This window comes from Streptomyces cyanogenus (assembly GCF_017526105.1).
Classification (GTDB): domain Bacteria; phylum Actinomycetota; class Actinomycetes; order Streptomycetales; family Streptomycetaceae; genus Streptomyces; species Streptomyces cyanogenus.
Genome location: NZ_CP071839.1, coordinates 4,457,194 through 4,480,515, shown reverse-complemented (window position 1 = coordinate 4,480,515; position 23,322 = coordinate 4,457,194). Strand labels below are relative to the sequence as shown.

The following is a 23,322-nucleotide window of genomic DNA, read 5'->3' as shown; positions in this document are numbered from 1 at the left end:
CTGCCCCGCCCTGCCGCCCCTTGCCGAGGCTTGCCTAAGCCTGCCGCGGCATGGGATGGTCGTCGCAAGCCGCACGTTGCCGCTGAAGGGGGTGTGAATCCGTGACCGACCATGAAGCTGTCCCGCCACCAAAGTGGACTGACCAGAAGATCGGCACCAAGGTCCGCTTGGCGCTGTGGCTTCGCGACGTGGTTGGCGAGGGGAACATCTTCACCAAGGCGCAGATGAGGCATGCCTTTCCGGAATACGCCCAGCTGGATCGTCGTCTCCGCGACCTGCGGGATCATGGGTGGGAGATCGAGACTAGGCTCACCCGGGTCTCCCTCAAGCAAGACGAGCTCTTCTTCGCGCGGGCTGGCGAACCTATCTGGGACCCGGCGACGAGGGCTGCTCGTGTCGCTCGCCGGGGCCCTTCTGCCCGTATCCGCCGCATAGTCCTCGAGAGGGATGGGCACGCGTGCGTGCGCTGCGGATTGCGGGCCGGCTCTACTCGTCTGGGCCTCGCCTACGTAGTGCCGATTTCGCACGGCGGGACCGATAGTCCGGACAATCTGATCACTCTTTGCCCGAACTGTAACGCTGGCCGTACCTCTCAGCCACCAGGCGAGGAAGAAGTCTGGTTGCGGATGCAGAGTCTGTCACCGGGCGAACAGTCTCGCTTGCTCGCCTGGATGACACTGGGCCGTCGACCGGTTTCTGCCGTCGAAGAAGTGTGGCAGCTGTACCGCGCCGCTCCCGCCAGCCAGAAGAACACCCTTAAGGAGCTTTTGGCGCATGCCGTAAGTGCCCGAGATGAGGGCGATGAGCCCCTCTGACCCACAAGCTTCCGCCGGTCCCCGCATCACCTTCCACAGATCTACGGGTCCCGGCGGATGGTCCTACCCCTTCGACAGAGGAGAACTTTGTCCAGTATGCAGGGTGCGCTGCCCGAACGGGAGCGTCCGCCAAGTTATGAGATCCTCGTCGCCGCGATCAGCGTTGGCTATGGCGCCGGGTATAGCGCCGGCATCGGCGGCGAGACGGAGCAGGTACTCGGCGCCGTGGTCGTGATGACGATCACACATTTCTGGGCTCGGTGGCGTCGCTGACAACAGGCAGGCGACCTGCTCGCCTGGCCGACAGGCGGGGCCCTGCTCACCCCGGCAGGACCCTGCCTTCCTCCGCCTTGGCGGGGGTCATCCAGCTCCTATAGAGAGAGACCCCTGACAAGGCGCCTTTGGACATCATTAGTCCTGACATCTGCGGACCGCGTACCTCAAGTACTTCGACGAGACGGACGCCCTGGGGGGTACGGGGAGATGCACGACGGGGAGTACAAGGTGGACGACCCGCTCCCCCGTCGAACTCCTCGGTGAGATCAACATGGGTGGCGCGATTCGAGGCCGGCCACTCCACCCCGATCAAGCAGGTGCAGCGGGTCAAGGGCGTGGGCCTGGTCCTCAAGGACCTGAAGACGGAGTCCTCACAGGCCGTGCTACCGCTCCCGGAGTTCTGCGCTCGCGTCCTGGAGGAGCGCCGGGAGCTTCAGGAACTGGAACGGAAGATCGCTGGTGAGCACTGGTCGCAAGAGCCAGACCATGACTTGATCTTCTCCTCCGAGCACGGCGGCATGATCGACCCTGTGGGCTTCTCCCGTACCTTCGATCGGCTCGTCAAGCGTGTCGGCGTCCGCCGGATCACGGTTCGCCTCGCTCGGCACACCTGCGGCACCCTGCTGGCCTTCCTGAAGGTGCACCCCAAAGTGGCTCAGGCGATCCTGCGGCACAGCCAGATCAGCATGACCATGGACGTCTACACGCACGTGGTCGGCGACAGTGAGCGGGAAGCGGTCGGCATGCTCGCCGAGCTTCTGGAAGATCCACTCATCGGCTCATGTCAGCCGTAGATGTCAAAAACCCCCAGCCGGTACCGACTGGGGGTCTCCTCGCTGGTGGGGCTAACAGAGGCCCTTACCACGAATAGGCCCTGGCCTTAAACGGGAGAGACCCGGAGTAGTGCCCGCTCCTGATCACCACCGTGCTTCCGTAGCAACCGTCCTCGCTGTAGACGGTGACGTTGAAGCGGGACTGGTTCGAGATCGTGCGGAAGCTGGTGTTCACCGGGCCCGGCGCATCGCAACCGTGTTCCGAAGCCGTGCGATCATAGCGCGTACCGGTGAAGTTAGCCCCGGTCCAGGCGCACACCTTGCCCGTCGCGCACACCGACGCTGCGGAAGCGGGCTGCACGGCAGCGAAGGGAAGGGTTGCTGCCAGAGCCGCGCCGGCCAGCAGTAAAGAACGTTTCCTCACGGGCACATCCGTTCTCAGAGATCGTTACTGGTTGTTGATCTTGTCATGCCCTGAACGGGCAAGCAAGCCTCACAGTGAGCTACCGAGGGAGCCTCGGGCGGCGGGCAGCAAAGCGCCTCGGGGCCCGCGCCGCGTCGAGCCTCCGGCACAGTCAGATCAGCATGACCATGGACGTGTAAACCCACGTCGTCGGCGACAGTGAGCGTGAAGCGGTCGGCACGCTCGCGGAGCTGCTGGAAGATCCGCTCATCGGCTGACCGCCGCCGTTGGTGTCAACCACTGGTGTCAAAAGACCCCCGGACCAATGATCCGGGGGTCTTTGTGCTGGTGGGGCTAACAGGATTTGAACCTGTGGCCTCATCCTTATCAGGGATGCGCTCTAACCAACTGAGCTATAGCCCCGCCGCGCTCTGCGGTGTGTGTCCCGCGCGCTGACTCCTGAAGATTAGCGCACGACCGCGTCAGTCCCAAAATCGGTTGTCGGGGGACCGTCGGAACGCCGCTGGTCCGGTGGTCACTCGTCCTCCGCCAGGGTCAGCTCGATGCCGCCCACGAAGCCCGCGGAGAGGTTGTAGATGAACGCGCCGAGCGTCGCGAGGGCCGTGGCCAGGACGACGTCGATGACCGCGATGATCGTCGTGAAGGTCAGGACGTGGGGGAGGGACAGGAACGCCTGGAGGTCGAAGCCGTTCGCCTCGTTCGAGCCGGTCGCCTCCGAGATCGTGCCGCCGACCGTCGAGAACACGCCCATCGCATCCATGACCATCCACAGCACCGCCGAGGCGACGATCGTGCAGATGCCGAACGCGATGGAGAGCAGGAAGCTGACCTTCATCACCGACCACGGGTCGGCCTTGGCCACCCGCAGCCGCGCCTTGCGGGTCCGCGGCGCCGTCCGCACCCCCGTACGCGGCTTGCGCACCGCACCGGCGGGAGCCTGCGCCGGATAGGCCTGCGGCGGGTGGTACGGCCCGTCGGGCTGCTCCGGGCGCCGCTCGCCGGGCAGCGGCGACGCCGGCCGCGCCTCACCGGCCGCGGCCGGACCTCGGGTGTCCGTCACAGTGCCCCCCTGGGACTCCTGGGATTCCTGCGTGCCGGAGGACTCCGCCACGGAAGCCTTCACCGGCTTCAGGTTGGTCGTGTGCGGATCGCTCGCACTCCCCGCACGCGCGGCGGAGCCACGGCCGCCGCCGTCCGTTTCCGTACCCGTGGAGGTACCGGCCGATCCGGCGCCCGTGGCTCCGCTCACGATGACTCACTCCTCGTGCTACTCGGCCGAGGGTGCCTCACCCTCGTCCGTGCCGGTGGTCGCGGCGTCCTCGGCGGTCTCGTCCACGGCCACATCGCCGTCGACTTCCTCCGCCTCGCGCCCGGCCTCGGCGTTACGTGCGATACCGACCACGGCATCGCGCTTGCCCAGGTTGATCAGTTGGACGCCCATGGTGTCACGGCCCGTCTCCCTGACCTCGCTGACTCGCGTACGAATCACACCGCCGGAGAGGGTGATCGCGAGGATCTCGTCGTTCTCCTCGACAATCAGCGCGCCGACGAGCGAACCACGGTCCTCCACGATCTTGGCGGCCTTGATGCCGAGGCCGCCGCGACCCTGGACGCGGTACTCGTCGACGGCGGTCCGCTTCGCGTACCCACCGTCGGTGGCAGTGAACACGAACGTACCGGGTCGAACAACATTCATCGAGAGAAGCTCGTCGCCCTCCCGGAAACTCATCCCCTTGACACCGGAGGTGGCACGGCCCATCGGGCGAAGGGAGTCGTCCGAGGCGGTGAACCGGATCGACTGCGCCTTCCTGCTGATCAGCAGCAGATCGTCGTCGGCCGAGACCAGCTCGGCACCGATCAGCTCGTCGCCCGAACCGTCCTCGCGCTCCCGAAGATTGATCGCGATGACACCGCCGGAGCGGGGCGAATCGTAATCCTTCAGTGGCGTCTTCTTGACCAGGCCGGACTTGGTGGCCAGCACCAGGTACGGCGCCGCCTCGTAGTCCCGGATGGCCAGGATCTCGGCGATCGCCTCGTCCGGCTGGAAGGCGAGCAGGTTCGCCACGTGCTGCCCGCGCGCGTCCCGGCCGGCCTCGGGCAGCTCGTACGCCTTCGCCCGGTACACGCGTCCCTTGTTGGTGAAGAACAGCAGCCAGTGGTGCGTGGTGGAGACGAAGAAGTGGTCGACGATGTCGTCTTCCTTCAGCTTCGTACCGCGCACGCCCTTGCCGCCGCGCTTCTGCGCCCGGTAGTCGTCCGTCTTCGTCCGCTTGACGTAGCCGCCGCGCGTGACGGTGACGACGATGTCCTCCTCGGCGATCAGGTCCTCGATGGACATGTCGCCCTCGTACGGGATCAGCTTGGTCTGGCGGTCGTCGCCGTACTTCTCGACGATCGCGGCCAGCTCCTCGCTGACGATCCCGCGCTGGCGGACCGGCGAGGCGAGAATCTCGTTGTACTCGTTGATCTTCGCCTGGAGTTCGTCGTGCTCCTGGACGATCTTCTGCCGCTCCAGGGCCGCCAGGCGCCGCAGCTGCATCTCCAGGATCGCGTTGGCCTGGATCTCGTCGATCTCCAGCAGCTCCATCAGGCCCGTGCGCGCGACGTCGACGGTGTCACTGCGCCGGATCAGCGCGATGACCTCGTCGATGGCGTCCAGGGCCTTCAGCAGGCCGCGCAGGATGTGCGCCCGCTCCTCGGCCTTGCGCAGCCGGAACTTCGTCCGGCGGACGATGACCTCGATCTGGTGCGTCACCCAGTGGCGGATGAACGCGTCCAGGGACAGCGTGCGCGGCACACCGTCGACCAGCGCCAGCATGTTGGCGCCGAAGTTCGTCTGCAGGTCCGTGTGCTTGTACAGGTTGTTCAGGACGACCTTGGCGACCGCGTCCCGCTTGAGGACGATCACCAGGCGCTGGCCCGTGCGGGAGGACGTCTCGTCGCGGACGTCCGCGATGCCGCCGATCCTGCCGTCCTTCACCAGGTCGGCGATCTTCTGCGCCAGGTTGTCCGGGTTCACCTGGTACGGCAGCTCGGTCACCACCAGGCACTGGCGGCCCTGGATCTCCTCGACCTCGACCACCGCGCGCATCGTGATGGAGCCGCGCCCGGTGCGGTACGCCTCCTCGATGCCCTTGCGGCCCACGACCAGCGCGCCGGTCGGGAAGTCGGGGCCCTTGATGCGCTCCATGAGCGCGTCGAGCAGCTCCTCGTGGGAGACGTCCGGGTTCTCCAGGTACCACTGGGCGCCCGCCGCGACCTCGCGCAGGTTGTGCGGCGGGATGTTGGTGGCCATGCCGACCGCGATACCGGCGGAGCCGTTGATCAGCAGGTTCGGGAAGCGGGCCGGCAGGACGGTCGGCTCCTGGGAGCGGCCGTCGTAGTTGTCCGTGAAGTCGACGGTCTCCTCGTCGATGTCCCGGACCATCTCCATCGACAGCGGCGCCATCTTGCACTCGGTGTAGCGCATGGCCGCCGCCGGGTCGTTGCCCGGCGAACCGAAGTTTCCGTTGGAGTCGACCAGCGGCATCCGCATCGACCACGGCTGGGCGAGGCGCACCAGGGCGTCGTAGATGGAGGAGTCGCCGTGCGGGTGGTAGTTGCCCATGACGTCGCCGACGACACGGGCGCACTTGTAGAAACCGCGCTCGGGGCGGTAACCGCCGTCGTACATGGCGTACAGCACGCGGCGGTGGACGGGCTTGAGACCGTCCCGGACGTCCGGCAGCGCACGGGACACGATGACGGACATCGCGTAGTCCAGGTACGAGCGCTGCATCTCCGTCTCGAGCCCGACGGGCTCGACACGCATCGCGAGTTCGCCGCCCTCTTCAGGCGTCACGGGGGTGTTCTCGTCGGCCATTGCTGGTGGGGATCCTTCCTGGTGCGGTCAGCTGAGACCGACTCAGATGTCGAGGAAGCGGACGTCCTTGGCGTTGCGCTGGATGAACTGGCGCCGGGCCTCGACGTCCTCGCCCATCAGTACCGAGAACAGGTCGTCGGCCTGGGCGGCGTCGTCGAGGGTGACCTGGCCGAGGACCCGGTGCTCCTGGTCCATCGTGGTCACGCGCAGCTCCTCGGCGTTCATCTCGCCGAGACCCTTGAAGCGCTGGATCGAGTCCTCGCGGACGCGCTTGCCGCGCTGCCGGCCCATCTCGATCAGCGCGTCGCGCTCGCGGTCCGAGTAGGCGTACTCCACGTCGTCCCGGCCCCACTTGATCTTGTACAGCGGGGGACGGGACAGGTACACGTGCCCGGCCTCGACCAGCGGCCGCATGAAGCGGAACAGGAAGGTCAGCAGCAGGGTGCTGATGTGCTGGCCGTCGACGTCGGCGTCCGCCATCAGGATGATCTTGTGATAGCGGAGCTTCTCGATGTCGAAGTCCTCGTGCACACCCGTGCCGAAGGCCGAGATCAGCGCCTGGATCTCCTGGTTCTGCAGGATCTTGTCGATCCTGGCCTTCTCCACGTTCAGGATCTTGCCCCGGATCGGGAGGATCGCCTGGTACTGCGGGTTCCGGCCCGACTTGGCCGAGCCGCCGGCGGAGTCACCCTCGACGATGAAGATCTCGCACTTGGCCGGGTCGTTGGACTGGCAGTCGGCCAGCTTGCCCGGCAGCGACGCGGTCTCCAGCAGGCCCTTGCGACGCGTCAGGTCGCGCGCCTTGCGGGCCGCCACGCGCGCGGTGGCCGCCTGGATGCCCTTGCGGACGATGTCCGCGGCCTCGACCGGATTGCGGTCCAGCCAGTCGTTGAGGTGCTCGTAGACCGCCTTCTGCACGAAGGTCTTGGCCTCCGTGTTGCCCAGCTTGGTCTTCGTCTGGCCCTCGAACTGCGGCTCGCTCAGCTTGACGGAGATGATCGCGGTCAGACCCTCACGGATGTCGTCACCGGTGAGGTTGTCGTCCTTCTCGCGCAGCAGCTTCTTGTCGCGCGCGTACTTGTTGATCAGGCTGGTGAGGGCCGCACGGAAGCCCTCCTCGTGCGTACCGCCCTCGTGGGTGTGGATGATGTTGGCGAAGGAGTACACGCCCTCGCTGTAGCCGCTGTTCCACTGCATGGCGACCTCGAGGGACAGGCTCTTGTCCTTGTCCTCGGCCTCCAGCGAGACGACGGTGGGGTGCACCGCCTCTCCCTTGCGGGAGTTGAGGTACTTCACGAAGTCGACGATGCCGCCCTCGTAGTGGTACGTGACGGTCTTGACCTCGGCCTTCTCGTCCGCACCCGCCTCGTCCGCGCCGCTCGTCGCCTTCGCCGACTCGCGCTCGTCGGTGAGCCGGATCGTCAGGCCCTTGTTGAGGAACGCCATCTCCTGGAAACGCCGCGACAGCGTCTCGAAGGAGTACTCGGTGGTCTCGAAGATCTCCGGGTCGGCCCAGAAGGTGACCGACGTGCCGGTCTCCTCCGTCGCCTCGTGCTGGACCAGCGGGGCCGTCGGAACGCCCATCTTGTAGTCCTGCGTCCACCGGTGCCCGTCGGTCCTCACCTCGACGGCGACCTTCGTGGACAGGGCGTTCACGACGGACACACCCACACCGTGCAGACCGCCGGAGACGGCGTACCCGCCGCCGCCGAACTTGCCGCCCGCGTGCAGCACGGTCAGCACGACCTCGACGGCCGGCTTGCCCTCGGAGGGCACGATGCCCACCGGGATGCCACGGCCGTTGTCGACGACGCGCACACCGCCGTCGGCGAGGATCGTCACGTCGATGGTGTCGGCGTAACCCGCCAGCGCCTCGTCGACCGAGTTGTCGACGACCTCGTACACCAGGTGGTGCAGACCGCGCTCGCCCGTGGAGCCGATGTACATGCCGGGCCGCTTGCGGACCGCGTCCAGCCCTTCGAGCACGGTGATGGCGCTGGCGTCGTAAGAGGCCGAGGCGGTGGCCTCGGTGCTCACGCCGGCGTCGGTGGACGGGATGTTCTCGTTGGGGTTGCCGGAATCGGCCACGAAGCGCCCTTTCTGGCACAGCACGAGCCGGGCTCGTCGGCGGATTGCCGGAGCGGCTGCGGCATGTTGCGTTGGTAAGCCTTGATCAGCGTTGCTCAGCTTTTCCCGGGCGGTCCCCACGTTGGGGCGGGATTGTCTTCCAGTCTACCGGTAGCACTGACATCGATGGGGGTTTGCCGGTACCTGAGTCCCCATGTGCCGCCCTGAACCGGTCTCGGCCGGGTCCCGATATACGGATGGGGGCTCCAAGGGGCTCACGGCGGCACTCAGAGCTTCGGGCCGTCAACCCTTGGCTACTGGGGGGTCAGATGGCGATCCGCGGCCTTTCCGGGCCCGGTGCGACGGTGATCCACGCCGGTGCGCGCGGGTACGACGGGCCGCCGGGACGACCGCCCGACGTGAGGTAGATCACCCGTAGGTGTCGCCGGGACCGGTGCTCCCCGGGGCCCGCAGCGGGCCGTAGCGACGGGCCTGGCCGCCCGGGTTGAGCACCTTGATCACGCGTACGCTGCCGTGCCCGAGGTCCTCGTTGATCCGCGCCACCAGCGTCGGCGCGAGTACCCGCAGCTGGGTCGCCCAGGCCGTCGAGTCGCACTGCACGGTCAGCACCCGCTCGTCCTCGTCGTACCGCTGCGGCACACAGTGCTTGGCCAGGTCCTCGCCGACGATCCGCGGCCAGCGGCCCATCACGCCGCCCACCGCGGCCGGCGTCTCCCAGCCGCGCTCGGTGATCAGCCGGTTGATCGCCGCACCCAGCGCCATCGGATCACGGCCGTCGGCGCCCGCCCCGGAGCGCAGACCGCCGCCCCGCCGCGCCTGCTTCCTCTGCCGCGCCGCGTCTCCGCGCGCGCGTGCCTGCTCCTTCGCGGCGCGCAACGCCACGCGCGCGAGATCGACACCGGAGGGCTCGGTCCTCCCCGCGGCCCTCGGGGCCTTCGGGGTCTCGGCGGCATTGGGGAGCTTGGGGGGCTTCGGGGTGGGTTCCTCGGGGCTCATACGCGCTCCACCGTCCCGCCCGCCACCACGTACCGGGCACCGGCCAGCACGTGCGGAACGTCGTCGTCCACGGCGGCGGTGACCAGCACCTGCTCGCCGGGCGCGACCAGCTCCGCCAGCCGTTCCCGGCGGCGGGCGTCCAGCTCGGCGAAGACGTCGTCCAGGATCAGCACCGGCTCGTTGCCCTCGGCGCGCAGCAGGTCGTAGGAGGCCAGCCGCAGGGCGAGGGCGTAGGACCATGACTCGCCGTGCGAGGCGTACCCCTTGGCGGGCAGCTCCCCGAGTCTGAGGACCAGGTCGTCCCGGTGCGGTCCGACGAGGGTGACGCCCCGCTCGATCTCCTGCTTGCGGGCCTCGGTCAGCGCCGCCGTCAGCTGGGCGTACAGCTCCTCGCGCGTGTGCGCCTCGCCGGGAGCCGACGGCTTGTACTCCAGCGCGACCGGTCCGCCGCCGGGGGCCAGCTGCTCGTACGCCTTGTCGGCGAGCGGCTGCAGCGCGGCGACGAGGTCGATCCGCTGGGCGAGCAGTTCGGCACCCGCGCGCGCGAGGTGCTGGTCCCAGACGTCGAGGGTGGACAGGTCCATGGAGCGCCCGCCGTGCCGCCGGGCCAGCGCCGCCGTCTTCAGCAGGGTGTTGCGCTGCTTGAGCACCCGCTCGTAGTCGGAGCGCACGCCCGCCATCCGCGGCGACCGCGCGGTGACCAACTCGTCCAGGAACCGCCGCCGCTCGCCCGGGTCGCCCTTGACGAGGGCGAGGTCCTCGGGCGCGAACAGCACGGTCCGTACGATCCCCAGCATGTCCCGCGGCCTGACCTGCGAGGACCGGTTGATGCGGGCGCGGTTGGCCTTGCCCGGGTTCAGCTCCAGCTCGATCAGCTGCTGCCGGTCGCCCTGCCGGACCTGCGCCCGGACGACCGCCCGCTCGGCGCCCATGCGCACCAGGGGCGCGTCGGAGGCGACCCGGTGGCTGCCGAGGGTCGCCAGGTAGCCGACCGCCTCCACGAGGTTGGTCTTGCCCTGCCCGTTGGGGCCGACGAAGGCGGTGACGCCCGGGTCGAGCGGGACCTCGGCCCGGGCGTACGAGCGGAAGTCGGCCAGCGAAAGATGCGTGACGTGCATGGTCGTCCGCCGACCTCCCCCAGGGTTGTGGATCGCTCGGGCGACCCTGTGGACTACTTCTTCTCTACGGCGTGACCGCCGAACTGGTTGCGCAGCGCGGCGATCATCTTCATCTGCGGCGAGTCCTCCTGACGGGAGGCGAACCGCGCGAACAGCGACGCGGTGATCGCCGGCAGCGGCACCGCGTTGTCGATGGCGGCCTCCACAGTCCAGCGTCCCTCACCGGAGTCCTGTGCATAACCGCGCAGGCCCTCCAGGTGCTCGTCCTCGTCGAGGGCGTTCACCGCGAGGTCAAGCAGCCAGGACCGGATGACCGTGCCCTCCTGCCAGGACCGGAACACCTCGCGGACGTCCGTGACGGAGTCGACCTTCTCCAGCAGCTCCCAGCCCTCGGCGTAGGCCTGCATCATGGCGTACTCGATGCCGTTGTGGACCATCTTCGCGAAGTGGCCCGCGCCGACCTTGCCCGCGTGCACCGAGCCGAAGTCGCCCTCCGGCTTCAGCGCGTCGAAGACCGGCTGCACCTTGGCGACGTGCTCGGCGTCGCCGCCGTACATCAGCGCGTACCCGTTCTCCAGGCCCCAGACGCCGCCGGAGACGCCGCAGTCCACGAAACCTATGCCCTTGGCGGCCAGCTCCTCGGCGTGCCGCTCGTCGTCCGTCCAGCGGGAGTTGCCGCCGTCCACGACCACGTCACCGGGCTCCAGCAGCTCGGCGAGCCGGTCGATGGTCGACTGGGTGGGCTCGCCGGCCGGGACCATCACCCAGATCACCCGCGGGCCGCTGAGCTTGCCCACAAGCTCTTCCAGGCTGTGGACATCCGCGAGGTCCGCGTTGCGGTCGTATCCGATGACGGTGTGGCCCGCGCGGCGGATCCGCTCGCGCATGTTGCCGCCCATCTTGCCGAGGCCGACGAGACCGAGCTCCATCAGTTGTGTTCCTTAGGTCGCTGTGTGGCGTGTGGGGCACCTTCGTGCCGAGCCGAGCCTAAACCCGACCACTTCCGCACAGTTGTGGGCATACCCGCTCACCTGCGGAGACCCAGGAGCACCCATCCCGCCCGGTCACGGTGCCGGATACCCACAGGAGCCCCCGGCACCGTGCACAGCTGTGGAGAACGGTCAGCCGCTGAGCCGCACCGGCATGATCAGGTACTTGTACGCGTCGTCGGCCTCGGCATCCAGCGCCGGCTTGCCGCTCAGCAGCGCCGGCTTGGTGGACGTGGTGAACGACAGCTGGGCCACCGGCGAGTCGATCGCGCTCAGACCGTCCAGCAGGAACGTCGGGTTGAAGGCGATCGAGATGTCGTCGCCCTCCAGCTGCGCGTCGACCCTTTCCACAGCCTGTGCGTCGTCGCTCGACCCGGCCTCCAGGATCAGCACACCCTGCTCGAAGCTCAGCCGCACCGGGGTGTTCCGCTCGGCCACCAGCGCCACACGCTTGACGGCCTCCACGAAGGGCGCGGTCTCGATCACGGCGACGGAGTTGAACTCGGTCGGGAACAGCGTGCGGTACTTCGGCAGGTCACCCTCGAGCAGCCGGGTGGTCGTACGCCGGCCCGCGCCCTCGAAACCGATCAGGCCCTCACCGGCGCCGGAGCCGGACAGCGCCAGCGTGACGCTGTCGCCCGCGCCCAGCGACTTCGCGGTGTCCAGCAGCGTCTTGGCGGGGACCAGGGCGACGGCGGAGGCGTCCGGGTTCTCCGGCTTCCACAGGAACTCGCGGACCGCGAAGCGGTAGCGGTCGGTGGAGGCCAGGGTGACCGTGTCGCCCTCGATCTCGATGCGCACACCGGTGAGCACCGGGAGCGTGTCGTCACGGCCGGCCGCGATGGCCACCTGCGAGACGGCGGCCGCGAAGACCTCGCCGGGGACGGTGCCGGTCGCGTTCGGCATCTGCGGCAGCGCCGGGTACTCCTCCACAGGCAGGGTGTGCAGGGTGAACCGGGAGGATCCACAGACCACGGTCGCCCGTACACCGTCTGTGGAGATCTCCACCGGCCGGTTGGGGAGCGCGCGGGAGATGTCGGCGAGCAGGCGGCCGGAGACGAGGACCGTGCCCTCCTCCTCGACCTCCGCCTCGACGTTCACACGCGCGGAGACCTCGTAGTCGAAGCTCGACAGGCTCAGCTGGCCGTCCTCGGCCTTCAGCAGCAGGCCGGCGAGGACAGGCGCCGGCGGACGGGCCGGGAGGCTGCGTGCCGCCCACGCCACTGCCTCCGCGAGTACGTCGCGTTCCACCCGGATCTTCACCGTAAGCCGCCTCCTGCTGTTGCTACTGAGTCCTCCGACTCGGTGTCACCGCCCACTGCGAAGGGAAGGACACCGGGGACCAGTCTGACGCACCCCACTGACAGTAGGTGCCCGTCGGGGTCAAGTCGGTCCGAGGGGCAGCCGGGCACGAGACGGCGAGTTGTGCACAGCCCCCGCTTCAAAGCGATTCCCGAGCTCTCTCTAGTCGGGAGTAGTAGTAGGGCCTGTGGATACCGTGGATAACCCCGTTTGCCCAGCTCAGCGCGGGTTTTTTGTCCACCGGCCCTGTGTATGGAGGCAGTGGACAACCGGGGCCTTCTGTGGAGAACGGAAAGTTCTGCACACGTCGCCCACAGGCTGAGGGCAGTTCTCCCCAGCTGCGTCCCCAGGAATACCCACGTTACCCACACCCCAACCCGGCAGCTTCCTGTGACGCCTTTCACTCGACGCGGTGACGGGGCGCGCCGCGTTGCCGAACAGTGGACAGCGCTGTGGAGAAGCCGGGGATCGCTGGGGACAACCGCCCTCAGCCTGTGGGCGGCCGGTGGACAACTCGGTGCACAGGCTGCGGGCCCCCGCGTTTTCCACAGTCTGTGGAGATCGTTCGTCCACGATTCCACAGGCCTCTGAGCTGGGCGGAAGCGGTGGGACCAGCTTCCCTGTGGACACAGTTCGGGACAACTCCACAGTCCCCAGGATGTGGACGGAAGAAAGTCACCGAATCTGTGGAGAGTGGCCGTAACCAGGCAATTAATCGAACACCGGATGACGACCGAGGAACGCTCCACAGCCCGCGGGAACCGGGTCCGCAGCCCGCAACGGCGGTCTGCAGCCGTCGGTAGGTGGTCCGCGGACCGGCAGGCGGCGCCCCTGCCGGCCGTCTCCGGCGCCCGGCACAGAAAAGGGCGCCCTGGGGGCAGGTGTCCCCAGGGCGCCCTCGGCGCCGCCGTACGGCCGGCGTCAGCCGTTCTTGATGCGGTTGGTCAGCTCGGTGACCTGGTTGTAGATCGAGCGCCGCTCCGCCATCAGCGCGCGGATCTTGCGGTCGGCGTGCATGACGGTCGTGTGGTCACGGCCGCCGAACTGCGCGCCGATCTTCGGCAGCGACAGATCCGTCAGCTCCCGGCACAGGTACATCGCGATCTGCCGGGCCGTGACCAGCTGGCGGCCTCGCGAGCTGCCGCACAGATCCTCCACCGTGAGCCCGAAGTAGTCCGCGGTCGCCGCCATGATGGCCGTCGCCGTGATCTCCGGCGTCGAGTCCTCGCCACCGGGGATCAGGTCCTTCAGGACGATCTCGGTCAGGCCCAGGTCCACCGGCTGCCGGTTGAGCGAGGCGAACGCCGTCACCCGGATCAGCGCGCCCTCCAGCTCACGGATGTTCCGCGAGATCCGGGAGGCGATGAACTCCAGCACCTCCGGCGGGGCGTTGAGCTGCTCCTGGACCGCCTTCTTCCGCAGGATCGCGATACGCGTCTCCAGTTCCGGCGGCTGGACGTCGGTGATCAGACCCCACTCGAAACGGTTCCGCAGCCTGTCCTCCAGGGTGACCAGCTGCTTGGGCGGCCGGTCGCTGGAGAGCACGATCTGCTTGTTGGCGTTGTGGAGCGTGTTGAAGGTGTGGAAGAACTCCTCCTGCGTCGACTCCTTGTCCGCCAGGAACTGGATGTCGTCGACGAGCAGGATGTCCATCTCGCGGTAGCGCTTGCGGAAGCTGTCGCCCTTGCCGTCGCGGATGGAGTTGATGAACTCGTTGGTGAACTCCTCCGAGCTGACGTACCGCACGCGGGTGCCCGGGTAGAGGCTGCGCGCGTAGTGCCCGATCGCGTGCAGCAGGTGGGTCTTGCCGAGCCCCGACTCCCCGTAGATGAACAGGGGGTTGTACGCCTTCGCGGGCGCCTCGGCGACCGCGACCGCCGCCGCGTGGGCGAAGCGGTTGGAGGCGCCGATGACGAACGTGTCGAAGAGGTACTTGGGGTTCAGGCGCGCGGTCGGCTCACCGGGGCCGCTCGCCGGTGCCGGCTGCGCGGCCAGCGGACCGGGGGCGCCCGTGGAGGGCACGTCCGGGCGGCCGGGGCCGCCGCGGTGCGCCGGCGGCTCGGGCAGCTCCCGGCGGACCGGGTCCCGCTGGTCGTACTCGGTCCGGGACGGGTCGTACTCCCCGCGTCCGGTGTCGTAGTCCGGGCGGGAGGGTTCGTACTCGGCGCGCGGGCCGTCGTAGTCGCCGCGCTGCTGCTCGTACGGCGGCCGGTCCATGCCCTGGGGGCGGTAGTCCTGGGCCGGCGCGCCGTACGCGTCGGCGCCGGAGCCGTAGCCGTCCTGGGACGACGGCGAGGCGTACGGGTCCCGCTCGGGGAAGCCGAGCCGGGGCTGCTGCCAGCCGTAGTCGTCCTGCCCGTGGCGCGGCCAGGCGCCGGGCTCGGGGCGGTGGTACTCGGACGGATAGGCCGGGCGGACGGTCGGGAGCTGGTCCGGGCGCGGCGGCGGGTGCTCGGTGCGCGGCTCGGTGCCCGGGAGCTGCTCGGCGCCGCGGTGGCGGCCGTAGCCCTCGTACGGCCCGGAGGGCAGCTCCGGCTCCTCGTAGCGCTGCTTGGGGCCCTGCGGGGCGGGCGCGGCGGAGGCCGGCGGTTCGCCCGCCGAGTCGTCCACGGTGATCGCGATGCGGATGGGGCGGCCGCACTCACGGCTCAGGGTCTCGCTGACGATCGGCGCGAGACGGCCCTCCAGTACGCCCTTCGCGAATTCGTTCGGTACGGCGAGCAGAGCGGTGTCCGCGACCAGCGCGAGCGGCTGGCAGCGGCGGATCCAGTGCTCGTCCTTCGTCTCCACACCCTGTCCGCGGCCCTCGCCGAGGAGCTGCTCCAGTACTCGTGGCCACACTGCGGCAAGATCGGCAGGTACGTCAGCCACAGGGCACGCTCTCTCACAGGTCCCACGAACGTGTGGTCCGGGGACGGGTCGGGATGGGAATCCGGGTGGGTGGTCGGGGCGGTCCCCCTCGGGCAGGGACAAGGGAACGCATTCGGAGTCCAGTCACGGTAGTCAGCGCGGCGGGTACGGTTCAAGTTGTTGTCCCCAGCCTGTGGACAGTGTCTCTCGGTGACCCCCGGTTTGACCGAATGGCGCAGCCGCGCGTACCGTAACCAGGTCGAGTTGTCGATGGCTGCTGCCGCCTGCCTCCGATGGGCACAGGTCACTTCAGGTGATCGGGAAGCGGTGCACTCGGGCGTGACGCGAGCTACTCGTGGGCGCACGGTGACAGCCAGGACGGCACCCCGCCACTACCGATTTCTTCTGGAGCCCCCGAGTGAGCAAGCGCACCTTCCAGCCGAACAACCGTCGTCGCGCGAAGACCCACGGCTTCCGGCTGCGTATGCGCACCCGTGCCGGCCGCGCGATCCTCGCGTCCCGCCGTAGCAAGGGTCGCGCCCGCCTGTCCGCCTGATCCCGATCAGGTCATGACGTCGTGCTGCCCACCGAGAACCGGCTGAGGCGGCGCGAGGACTTCGCGACCGCGGTACGACGGGGTCGTCGGGCCGGACGCCCGACTCTCGTCGTCCACCTTCGTAGCGGTGCCACGGACCCGCACGCGCCTGGGGAGAGCGCTCCCCCGACGCGTGCGGGTTTCGTCGTGAGCAAGGCCGTGGGTGGCGCGGTCGTGCGCAACACAGTGAAGCGCAGACTGCGCCATCTGATGCGTGACCGAGTCGCCCTGTTTCCCCCCGGTAGCCTGGTAGTCGTACGAGCGCTGCCCGGAGCGGGCGACGCAGACCATGCACAGCTGGCCCGAGACCTGGATGCCGCCCTGGAGCGGCTGCTGGGAGGGGGCACGCGATGAAGTACCCGCTACTGGCCCTGATCAAGCTGTACCAGTGGACGATCAGTCCGCTGCTGGGGCCGGTGTGCAAGTACTACCCGTCGTGCTCCCACTACGGCTACACGGCCATCGACCGGCACGGTGCAGTCAAGGGAACGGCACTCACCGCTTGGCGCATCCTCCGGTGCAATCCGTGGTCGCTCGGCGGTGTGGACCATGTTCCGCCGCGTAAGCGCCCGCGGTGGCACGAAATACTGCGCAACGCGTGGCGCGCACGCAGGGGCGGGCCCTCCGCCGCCGAACCGGCCATCGAGGCGAAGCTTGTTCCCGAGTCTCCTTCGAGCCCGGCCGCAGAGACCTCGTCCCATGCCCAAGGAGCATGATTAGTGGACACGATTGCCAGCCTCTTCAGCTTCATCACAACACCCGTTTCCTGGGTCATCGTCCAGTTCCACACGGTGTACGGCGCCATCTTCGGCCCTGACACCGGATGGGCCTGGGGCCTGTCCATCGTGTCCCTGGTGATCCTGATCCGCATCTGCCTGATCCCGCTCTTCGTGAAGCAGATCAAGGCGACCCGTGCGATGCAGACGCTCCAGCCGGAGATGAAGAAGATCCAGGAGCGCTACAAGAACGACCGGCAGCGCCAGTCGGAAGAGATGATGAAGCTGTACAAGGAGTCGGGTACCAACCCGCTCTCCTCGTGCCTTCCCATCCTGGCGCAGTCCCCGTTCTTCTTCGCCCTCTACCACGTGCTCAACGGCATCGCGTCGAACAAGACCATCGGCGTGATCGACCAGGGGCTGCTGGAGAGCGCGCAGAAGGCGCACATCTTCGGGGCCCCGCTGGCCTCCAAGTTCTTCAGCAGCGAGAGCCAGGTCGCCGCGCTGCACGCCTCGCTGACCGACGTCCGCGTCGTGACGGCGATCATGATCGTGCTGATGTCGGCGTCGCAGTTCTACACGCAGCGCCAGCTGATGACGAAGAACGTCGACACCACGGTGAAGACGCCGTTCATGCAGCAGCAGAAGATGCTGATGTACGTCTTCCCGGTCATGTTCGCCGTCTTCGGTGTGAACTTCCCCGTCGGTGTCCTCGTCTACTGGCTGACCACCAACGTGTGGACCATGGGCCAGCAGATGTACGTCATCCACAACAACCCGACCCCGGGTTCCAAGGCCCAGGCCGCCTACCTGGAGCGCCTGACCAAGCACGTCACGCAGCACGGCAAGGTCCGCCGGCGCAGCGAGAAGGTCATCATCAAGGCGATCGTCGCCAAGGGCCGCGACCGCAACGAGTTCGAGCGCAAGTTCATCAACGCGCTGAACAAGGCCGGCCTCGCCGCCCAGGCCGACGGCACGGTCACGCAGAGCGCGGCCCAGGCCGCCGCACAGACCGAGGAGGGCGCGGTCGCCGGCACCGCCACGGCCACCGCCGTCCGGCGCCAGCAGCCCAAGCGTCAGTCCAAGGCCCAGCGGCAGTCCGGCGCGGCCAAGCAGGCGGAGGACTCCCTGTCGCTGGAGAAGTCCGAGCCGCAGGACGCCAAGCCAGCCGCTGCCAAGCAGCCCCAGAAGCCCGGCTCCGGCACCCGTAGCAAGGCCCAGTCCGGCCAGCGCAAGGGTGGACCGCAGCGGCCCAAGTCCCCGTCCAAGAAGTAAGAAGGAGCCCATCCCGTGACGGAAGGCACCACCTCCGCCGCTTCCGAGGGTGCAGACACCCTCACCCGCCTGGAGCAGGAGGGTGAGATCGCGGCGGACTACCTGGAGGGTCTGCTGGACATCGCCGACCTCGACGGCGACATCGACATGGACGTCGAGGCCGACCGCGCCGCCGTGTCGATCATCAGCGACACCGGCAGCCGCGACCTGCAGAAGCTGGTCGGACGGGACGGCGAGGTGCTGGAGGCGCTGCAGGAGCTGACGCGCCTGGCGGTGCACCGGGAGACCGGCGACCGCAGCCGGCTGATGCTGGACATCGCGGGGTACCGGGCCAAGAAGCGGTCCGAGCTGTCCGAGCTGGGCGCCAAGGCCGCCGCCGAGGTGAAGAGCACCGGCGAGCCCGTGAAGCTCAAGCCGATGACCCCGTTCGAGCGCAAGGTCGTGCACGACGCGGTCAAGGCCGCGGGACTGCGCAGCGAGTCCGAGGGCGAGGAGCCGCAGCGCTTCGTCGTCGTGCTGCCCGCCTGATCGGTCCCTTCGTTTCACCGGCCCCGTCTGTTGAGCAGGCGGGGCCGAACTTTGTCAGCCTGGTAGTTCTGGTGGCCGGTGCGCGAAGCGCCGGCGCTGTACGGAAGGACGGTCCCCGTGACGGAGGCAGCGGAGCTTCCCCCCGCGCCCGAGCAGGCGCGGGAAGTGTTTGGTGATCGCTTCGCCGATGCGGTCCGCTATGCGGAGCTGCTCGCCGAGGCGGGCGTGCAGCGGGGCCTGATCGGCCCGCGGGAAGTGCCCCGCCTGTGGGAGCGGCACCTGCTGAACTGTGCGGTGCTCTCCGAGGCGGTCCCGGAGGGAGTGACGGTCTGCGACGTCGGCTCCGGGGCCGGGCTGCCGGGCATTCCGCTGGCCCTGGTCCGCGACGACCTGAACATCACGCTGCTGGAGCCCCTGCTGCGGCGCACCAACTTCCTGACCGAGGTCGTCGAACTGCTCGGCCTGGACCATGTCACCGTGGTGCGCGGCCGTGCCGAGGAGGTCCTGGGCAAGCTGCCGCCGGTCCATGTGGTGACCGCCCGGGCCGTGGCCCCGCTGGACCGCCTGGCCGCCTGGGGCATCCCGCTGCTGCGCCCGTACGGCGAGATGCTCGCGCTCAAGGGCGACACCGCCGAGGAGGAGCTGAAGGCCGCGGCCACCGCCCTCAGCAAGCTCGGTGCCGTGGAGACGTCCATCCTCCATGTGGGCGAGGGCGTGGTGGATCCGCTGTCCACGGTGGTGCGGGTCGAGGTCGGGGAGAGCCCGGGAGGTGTGCGCTTCGCCGCGAAGCGCGCCAAGGCGGCCCGTACCGGTCGCGCCCGGCGACGTCGGTGAGACGAGGGACGAGCATCACTGATCCGTCCTGACGACGAGACGTACTCCACACAAGCTGCCAAACCTACGCAAGCCGGAGTGTCGCGAAGGTCCGGTCGCGGTGGCTGTGCATCGTGTTTCACGTGAAACGTCGCTCACTGCTGCACGGCATCATCAGTCGTGGCCGCGCTGCGGCCGAACCCCGCGACCGTAAGCCTCTCGGTGCACTCCGAGAGGACCCCGTTTCCCCGGACGCTCCGTCCCTCTCCGGGGGCACGGAGTTGTCCACAGAGGTGGATTTCTCCACAGAACACCAGGCCTCACTGGTTCACGACCCCGAAGACATGGGAGGCTCTGTTCATTGCGAGCCTGAAGTCGAGGAGAGTGAATCCTTGCGGTCCGACGCCAACATCGCGGGACCGATGACCGATCCGGTCCCCGGTCCCCGTACCGAGTCGATGGGGGCGGATGTTTCACGTGAAACACCGTCCCCGATGGACGACACTCCCATCGGTCGTGCGGCCCAACTGGCGGTGGAGGCTCTCGGCCGCGCCGGCGAAGGTCTGCCACGACCGGAGCAGACCCGAGTCATCGTGGTCGCCAACCAGAAGGGCGGTGTCGGCAAGACGACGACGACCGTCAACCTTGCCGCTTCGCTGGCTCTGCATGGTGGCCGTGTTCTGGTGATCGACCTCGACCCGCAGGGCAACGCGTCTACGGCCCTGGGGATCGACCATCACGCCGAAGTTCCCTCCATCTACGACGTGTTGGTGGAGAGCAAGCCTCTCGCCGAGGTCGTCCAGCCCGTCCCCGACGTCGAAGGCCTCTTCTGTGCCCCGGCCACCATCGACCTCGCCGGTGCGGAGATCGAGCTGGTGTCCCTGGTGGCCCGGGAGAGCCGGCTGCAGCGAGCCATCCAGGCATACGAACAGCCGTTGGACTACATCCTCATCGACTGCCCGCCCTCGCTCGGCCTGCTGACGGTCAACGCGCTCGTCGCGGGCGCGGAGGTCCTCATCCCGATCCAGTGCGAGTACTACGCGCTGGAAGGCCTCGGCCAACTCCTGCGCAACGTCGACCTGGTGCGGGGGCACCTCAACCCCGCCCTTCATGTGTCGACCATCCTGCTCACCATGTACGACGGCCGGACGCGTCTTGCTTCCCAGGTCGCGGAAGAGGTGCGCAACCACTTCGGTGACGAGGTGCTGCGGACGAGCATTCCTCGCTCCGTCCGTATCTCCGAGGCGCCGAGTTACGGGCAGACGGTGCTGACTTACGATCCAGGATCGAGCGGCGCCCTCTCGTACCTTGAGGCCGCCCGAGAAATCGCGCTGAAGGGCATCGGCGTCAGCTACGACGCGAGCCAGGCCCACATCGGCGCCCAGAAAGACCCGAGCATGGTGGAGGGGATCCAGTGAGCGAGCGACGGAGGGGTCTGGGCCGTGGTCTCGGCGCATTGATCCCCGCGGCCCCGACCGAGAAGGCCCCGGCCCCGGCGGCGATGGGAGGGGGAGCATCCGCCTCCCCCGCAGCCGTCCCGGTGCTGACGACCGATCGCGGAGTGGCCGCGGCGAAGGTGGCCACGCTGCCGCCGGCTGCACAGGAAGCCGAGGCGGCGACGGCGAGCCCGGGCGCCGAGGTGCCTGCGCCTCCGATGGGAGCCCACTTCGCCGAGATCCCCCTCGACGCCATCACGCCGAACCCGCGCCAGCCGCGTGAGATCTTCGACGAGGACGCGCTCCAGGAACTGGTCACCTCCATCAAGGAGGTCGGCCTTCTGCAGCCCGTCGTCGTGCGGCAGCTGAGCCTCGGCCGCTATGAGCTGATCATGGGCGAGCGCCGCTGGCGGGCCTGCCGCGAGGCCGGCCTGGAGGCCATCCCGGCCATCGTCCGGGCCACGGACGACGAGAAGCTCCTCCTGGACGCGCTGCTGGAGAACCTGCACCGCGCGCAGCTGAACCCGATCGAAGAGGCGGCTGCCTACGACCAGCTGCTGAAGGACTTCAACTGCACGCACGACCAGCTGGCCGACCGGATCGGGCGTTCCCGCCCGCAGGTCTCCAACACCCTGCGGCTGCTGAAGCTCTCCCCGACCGTCCAGAAGCGGGTGGCCGCCGGAGTGCTCTCGGCCGGTCACGCCCGAGCGCTGCTGGCCGTCGAGGACTCGGAGGAGCAGGACCGGCTGGCGCACCGGATCGTGGCCGAGGGGCTGTCCGTGCGGTCCGTGGAAGAGATCGTGACTCTGATGGGCTCGCGACCGCAGAAGGCCTCACGCGCCCGGGGGCCTCGTGCCGGCTCCGTTCCCTCGCCGGCGCTGAACGAGCTGGCCACGCGGCTCTCTGACCGCTTCGAGACGCGGGTGAAGGTCGAGCTGGGCCAGAAGAAGGGCAAGATCACCGTCGAGTTCGCCTCCGCGGACGACCTCGAGAGGATCCTCAGCACGCTCGCCCCGGGCGAGAAGCTGGCACTCCAGAAGAGCCTCCACGAGAGCGACGGCGAGGAGACGCACGACTGATCCTCGGGCAGTGCCGCCCGGTGGTGCAGGGAGCGGGCCGTGTTCCGGTGTGTACCGGAACACGGCCCGCTCTTTGCTGTGAGGCGGTATCGAGTGGATCGCATCGTGGATACGATGCGATCAGGTATGGCACATCCACCGGACAGCATCTGCATCTGTGAGTGGGAGACGGGAGCCATGCGATCGATGAGCCGCACCGGACTGGTGAGCGCGGGTCTGAGCCTGGGAGTGGTCGGCGGATTCGTCAGCAGCCTGCTCAGGCGACGGAGTGCTCTGACAGCCGCTCGCGATGCGGCGGGTGAAGGAAGCGAGGATCAGCCTTCATGGGGCGTCGGCTCGTGCCGCTTACGCTGGACAACCTTCAGGACGTTCCCCATCGTTGCCGCTCGTGCGTCTTCTGGGAGCTCGACCCTGTCAGCGGTGAGGCGGCAGTGAAGGCGGGCACGGCCGCACTGGAGAAGGAAGCCTGGATCTCCGCCGTCCTGCTGGACTGGGGGTCGTGCGGCCGGGTGGTGTACGTCGATGACGTACCGGCGGGATTCGTCCTCTACGCTCCGCCGGCCTATGTCCCACGCTCGACGGCCTTCCCCACCAGCCCGGTGTCGCCGGACGCCGTCCAGCTGATGACGGCCTTCGTCATGCCCGGCTATCAGGGGCAGGGACTGGGCCGGGTACTGGTACAGGCGGTCGCCAAGGATCTGCTGCGCCGGGGCTTCAAGGCGATCGAGGCGTTCGGGGACGCCCGCTGGAAGGAGCCCGCCTGCCTGCTGCCCGCCGACCATCTCCTGGCCGTGGGCTTCAAAACGGTCCGCCAGCACCCCACGCATCCCCGGCTGCGGCTGGAACTGCGGTCGACGCTCTCCTGGAAGGAAGACGTGGAGATGGCACTCGACCGGCTCCTGGGAGCGGTCCAGAAGGAGCCGGCGCTCCGGCCGCTGTAGTTCCTGGGCAGCGACCATGGCAGGTGGCCGTTCAATGGGAATGGGCCAACCCGAGGGGGTTGGCCCATTCGTGTTTCACGTGAAACGTCACTGGGTGATGAACTCTTCGAGGTCGCGGAGGAGCGCGGCCTTGGGCTTGGCGCCGACGATGGTCTTGGCAACCTCGCCGCCCTGGTAGATGTTCAGGGTGGGGATGGACATGACGCCGTACTTGGCGGCAGTACCCGGGTTCTCGTCGATGTTGAGCTTGACGATCTCGATCTTGTCGCCGTGCTCGGCAGCGATCGCCTCCAGGGACGGAGCGATCTGGCGGCACGGGCCGCACCACTCCGCCCAGAAGTCCACCAGGACAGGCTTGTCGTTCTTGAGGACTTCCTGATCGAAGGAGTCGTCGGTCACAATCTTCAGGTTGCCGGCCACGGTGGGCTCCTTACCTTGGTCGTGCG

The 23,322-nt window shown here is 68.4% G+C and carries 21 protein-coding genes, 1 tRNA gene and 1 pseudogene; 12 read left to right on the top strand and 11 right to left on the bottom strand.

Annotation, left to right across the window (positions count from 1 at the left end; all coding sequences use genetic code 11):
• Positions 1 to 101 precede the first annotated feature (101 nt).
• The 3 genes and pseudogenes from S1361_RS20185 to S1361_RS20175 form a co-directional block, all read left to right on the top strand.
• Positions 102 to 815: an HNH endonuclease gene (locus S1361_RS20185; protein WP_208033209.1), complete on the top strand. Its 714-nt coding sequence runs from the start codon at positions 102 to 104 to the stop codon at positions 813 to 815.
• Positions 816 to 911: 96 nt separating this feature from the next.
• Positions 912 to 1,088: a hypothetical protein gene (locus tag S1361_RS20180; RefSeq protein WP_167546367.1), complete on the top strand. Its 177-nt coding sequence runs from the start codon at positions 912 to 914 to the stop codon at positions 1,086 to 1,088.
• Positions 1,089 to 1,375: 287 nt separating this feature from the next.
• A pseudogene (locus S1361_RS20175) lies at positions 1,376 to 1,885 on the top strand (tyrosine-type recombinase/integrase); the annotation flags it as partial.
• A 64-nt stretch (positions 1,886 to 1,949) separates the two neighbouring features.
• Here the strand turns inward: S1361_RS20175 and S1361_RS20170 are convergent.
• The 10 genes from S1361_RS20170 to dnaA all read right to left on the bottom strand — a co-directional run bounded on the left by S1361_RS20170 (position 1,950) and on the right by dnaA (position 15,514).
• Positions 1,950 to 2,288: a peptidase inhibitor family I36 protein gene (locus S1361_RS20170; RefSeq protein ID WP_208033208.1), complete on the bottom strand. Its 339-nt coding sequence runs from the start codon at positions 2,286 to 2,288 to the stop codon at positions 1,950 to 1,952.
• A gap of 325 nt (positions 2,289 to 2,613) precedes the next feature.
• Positions 2,614 to 2,690 (bottom strand) — tRNA-Ile (locus tag S1361_RS20165).
• Between the two features lie 112 nt (positions 2,691 to 2,802).
• Positions 2,803 to 3,537 (bottom strand): DUF3566 domain-containing protein, encoded by a 735-nt coding sequence (locus tag S1361_RS20160; RefSeq protein ID WP_208033207.1) that lies wholly within the window; start codon positions 3,535 to 3,537, stop codon positions 2,803 to 2,805.
• Between the two features lie 18 nt (positions 3,538 to 3,555).
• A complete protein-coding gene (gyrA, locus tag S1361_RS20155) occupies positions 3,556 to 6,150 on the bottom strand; it encodes a DNA gyrase subunit A (protein WP_208033206.1) in 2,595 nt (864 codons plus the stop codon).
• Between the two features lie 42 nt (positions 6,151 to 6,192).
• On the bottom strand, positions 6,193 to 8,262 hold the full coding sequence (gyrB, locus tag S1361_RS20150) for a DNA topoisomerase (ATP-hydrolyzing) subunit B (protein ID WP_208033205.1): 2,070 nt from the start codon (positions 8,260 to 8,262) through the stop codon (positions 6,193 to 6,195).
• A gap of 384 nt (positions 8,263 to 8,646) precedes the next feature.
• Complete coding sequence (locus S1361_RS20145; protein ID WP_208033204.1) at positions 8,647 to 9,234, bottom strand: DciA family protein; 588 nt, start codon at positions 9,232 to 9,234, stop codon at positions 8,647 to 8,649.
• Positions 9,231 to 10,352 carry a DNA replication/repair protein RecF gene (recF, locus tag S1361_RS20140; RefSeq protein ID WP_208033203.1) on the bottom strand — a complete coding sequence of 374 codons (1,122 nt, stop codon included), beginning with the start codon at positions 10,350 to 10,352 and terminating at the stop codon, positions 9,231 to 9,233. Before recF ends, S1361_RS20145 begins: the two co-directional genes overlap by 4 nt.
• Positions 10,353 to 10,405: 53 nt before the next feature.
• Positions 10,406 to 11,281 carry a phosphogluconate dehydrogenase (NAD(+)-dependent, decarboxylating) gene (gene gnd / locus S1361_RS20135; RefSeq protein ID WP_208033202.1) on the bottom strand — a complete coding sequence of 292 codons (876 nt, stop codon included), beginning with the start codon at positions 11,279 to 11,281 and terminating at the stop codon, positions 10,406 to 10,408.
• 192 nt (positions 11,282 to 11,473) lie between these two features.
• Positions 11,474 to 12,604, bottom strand: a complete 1,131-nt coding sequence (gene dnaN / locus S1361_RS20130; protein ID WP_208033201.1) for a DNA polymerase III subunit beta — start codon at positions 12,602 to 12,604, stop codon at positions 11,474 to 11,476.
• 960 nt (positions 12,605 to 13,564) lie between these two features.
• Positions 13,565 to 15,514: a chromosomal replication initiator protein DnaA gene (gene dnaA / locus S1361_RS20125; RefSeq protein ID WP_208033200.1), complete on the bottom strand. Its 1,950-nt coding sequence runs from the start codon at positions 15,512 to 15,514 to the stop codon at positions 13,565 to 13,567.
• A 397-nt stretch (positions 15,515 to 15,911) separates the two neighbouring features.
• On the opposite strand from dnaA, the gene rpmH reads away from it, so the two are divergent.
• The 9 genes from rpmH to S1361_RS20080 all read left to right on the top strand — a co-directional run bounded on the left by rpmH (position 15,912) and on the right by S1361_RS20080 (position 22,876).
• Positions 15,912 to 16,049 (top strand): 50S ribosomal protein L34, encoded by a 138-nt coding sequence (gene rpmH, locus S1361_RS20120; protein WP_003956500.1) that lies wholly within the window; start codon positions 15,912 to 15,914, stop codon positions 16,047 to 16,049.
• A gap of 21 nt (positions 16,050 to 16,070) precedes the next feature.
• Complete coding sequence (gene rnpA / locus S1361_RS20115; RefSeq protein WP_208033199.1) at positions 16,071 to 16,442, top strand: ribonuclease P protein component; 372 nt, start codon at positions 16,071 to 16,073, stop codon at positions 16,440 to 16,442.
• Entirely contained in the window at positions 16,439 to 16,804 is a 366-nt protein-coding gene (gene yidD / locus S1361_RS20110) for a membrane protein insertion efficiency factor YidD (RefSeq protein WP_208033198.1), read from the top strand. The genes rnpA and yidD overlap by 4 nt, the downstream gene beginning before the upstream one ends.
• Before the next feature lie 3 nt (positions 16,805 to 16,807).
• A complete protein-coding gene (gene yidC / locus S1361_RS20105; RefSeq protein WP_208033197.1) occupies positions 16,808 to 18,079 on the top strand; it encodes a membrane protein insertase YidC in 1,272 nt (423 codons plus the stop codon).
• Positions 18,080 to 18,094: 15 nt separating this feature from the next.
• The gene (locus S1361_RS20100) at positions 18,095 to 18,607 is read left to right on the top strand and encodes a Jag family protein (protein WP_208033196.1); all 513 of its coding nucleotides are present in this window, start codon (positions 18,095 to 18,097) and stop codon (positions 18,605 to 18,607) included.
• 117 nt (positions 18,608 to 18,724) lie between these two features.
• Positions 18,725 to 19,441 (top strand): 16S rRNA (guanine(527)-N(7))-methyltransferase RsmG, encoded by a 717-nt coding sequence (rsmG, locus tag S1361_RS20095; protein ID WP_059250036.1) that lies wholly within the window; start codon positions 18,725 to 18,727, stop codon positions 19,439 to 19,441.
• Positions 19,442 to 19,764: 323 nt separating this feature from the next.
• The gene (locus tag S1361_RS20090) at positions 19,765 to 20,838 is read left to right on the top strand and encodes a ParA family protein (protein ID WP_208036687.1); all 1,074 of its coding nucleotides are present in this window, start codon (positions 19,765 to 19,767) and stop codon (positions 20,836 to 20,838) included.
• On the top strand, positions 20,835 to 21,935 hold the full coding sequence (locus S1361_RS20085; RefSeq protein ID WP_208033195.1) for a ParB/RepB/Spo0J family partition protein: 1,101 nt from the start codon (positions 20,835 to 20,837) through the stop codon (positions 21,933 to 21,935). Before S1361_RS20090 ends, S1361_RS20085 begins: the two co-directional genes overlap by 4 nt.
• Positions 21,936 to 22,258: 323 nt before the next feature.
• Positions 22,259 to 22,876, top strand: coding sequence for a GNAT family N-acetyltransferase (locus S1361_RS20080; RefSeq protein ID WP_208033194.1), 618 nt, complete (start codon positions 22,259 to 22,261; stop codon positions 22,874 to 22,876).
• A gap of 87 nt (positions 22,877 to 22,963) precedes the next feature.
• Here the strand turns inward: S1361_RS20080 and trxA are convergent, their stop codons facing one another.
• Positions 22,964 to 23,296, bottom strand: coding sequence for a thioredoxin (gene trxA / locus S1361_RS20075; RefSeq protein WP_208033193.1), 333 nt, complete (start codon positions 23,294 to 23,296; stop codon positions 22,964 to 22,966).
• Between the last annotated feature and the right edge of the window lie 26 nt (positions 23,297 to 23,322).

Coding starts and splice junctions, on each gene's coding strand:
- gyrA (WP_208033206.1), bottom strand. CDS start 6,150: ATGGCCGACGAGAACACCCCCGTGACGCCTGAAGAGGGCGGCGAACTC.
- gnd (WP_208033202.1), bottom strand. CDS start 11,281: ATGGAGCTCGGTCTCGTCGGCCTCGGCAAGATGGGCGGCAACATGCGC.
- recF (WP_208033203.1), bottom strand. CDS start 10,352: ATGCACGTCACGCATCTTTCGCTGGCCGACTTCCGCTCGTACGCCCGG.
- S1361_RS20080 (WP_208033194.1), top strand. CDS start 22,259: ATGGGGCGTCGGCTCGTGCCGCTTACGCTGGACAACCTTCAGGACGTT.
- yidD (WP_208033198.1), top strand. CDS start 16,439: ATGAAGTACCCGCTACTGGCCCTGATCAAGCTGTACCAGTGGACGATC.
- S1361_RS20090 (WP_208036687.1), top strand. CDS start 19,765: ATGGGAGGCTCTGTTCATTGCGAGCCTGAAGTCGAGGAGAGTGAATCC.
- S1361_RS20145 (WP_208033204.1), bottom strand. CDS start 9,234: ATGAGCCCCGAGGAACCCACCCCGAAGCCCCCCAAGCTCCCCAATGCC.
- S1361_RS20180 (WP_167546367.1), top strand. CDS start 912: ATGCAGGGTGCGCTGCCCGAACGGGAGCGTCCGCCAAGTTATGAGATC.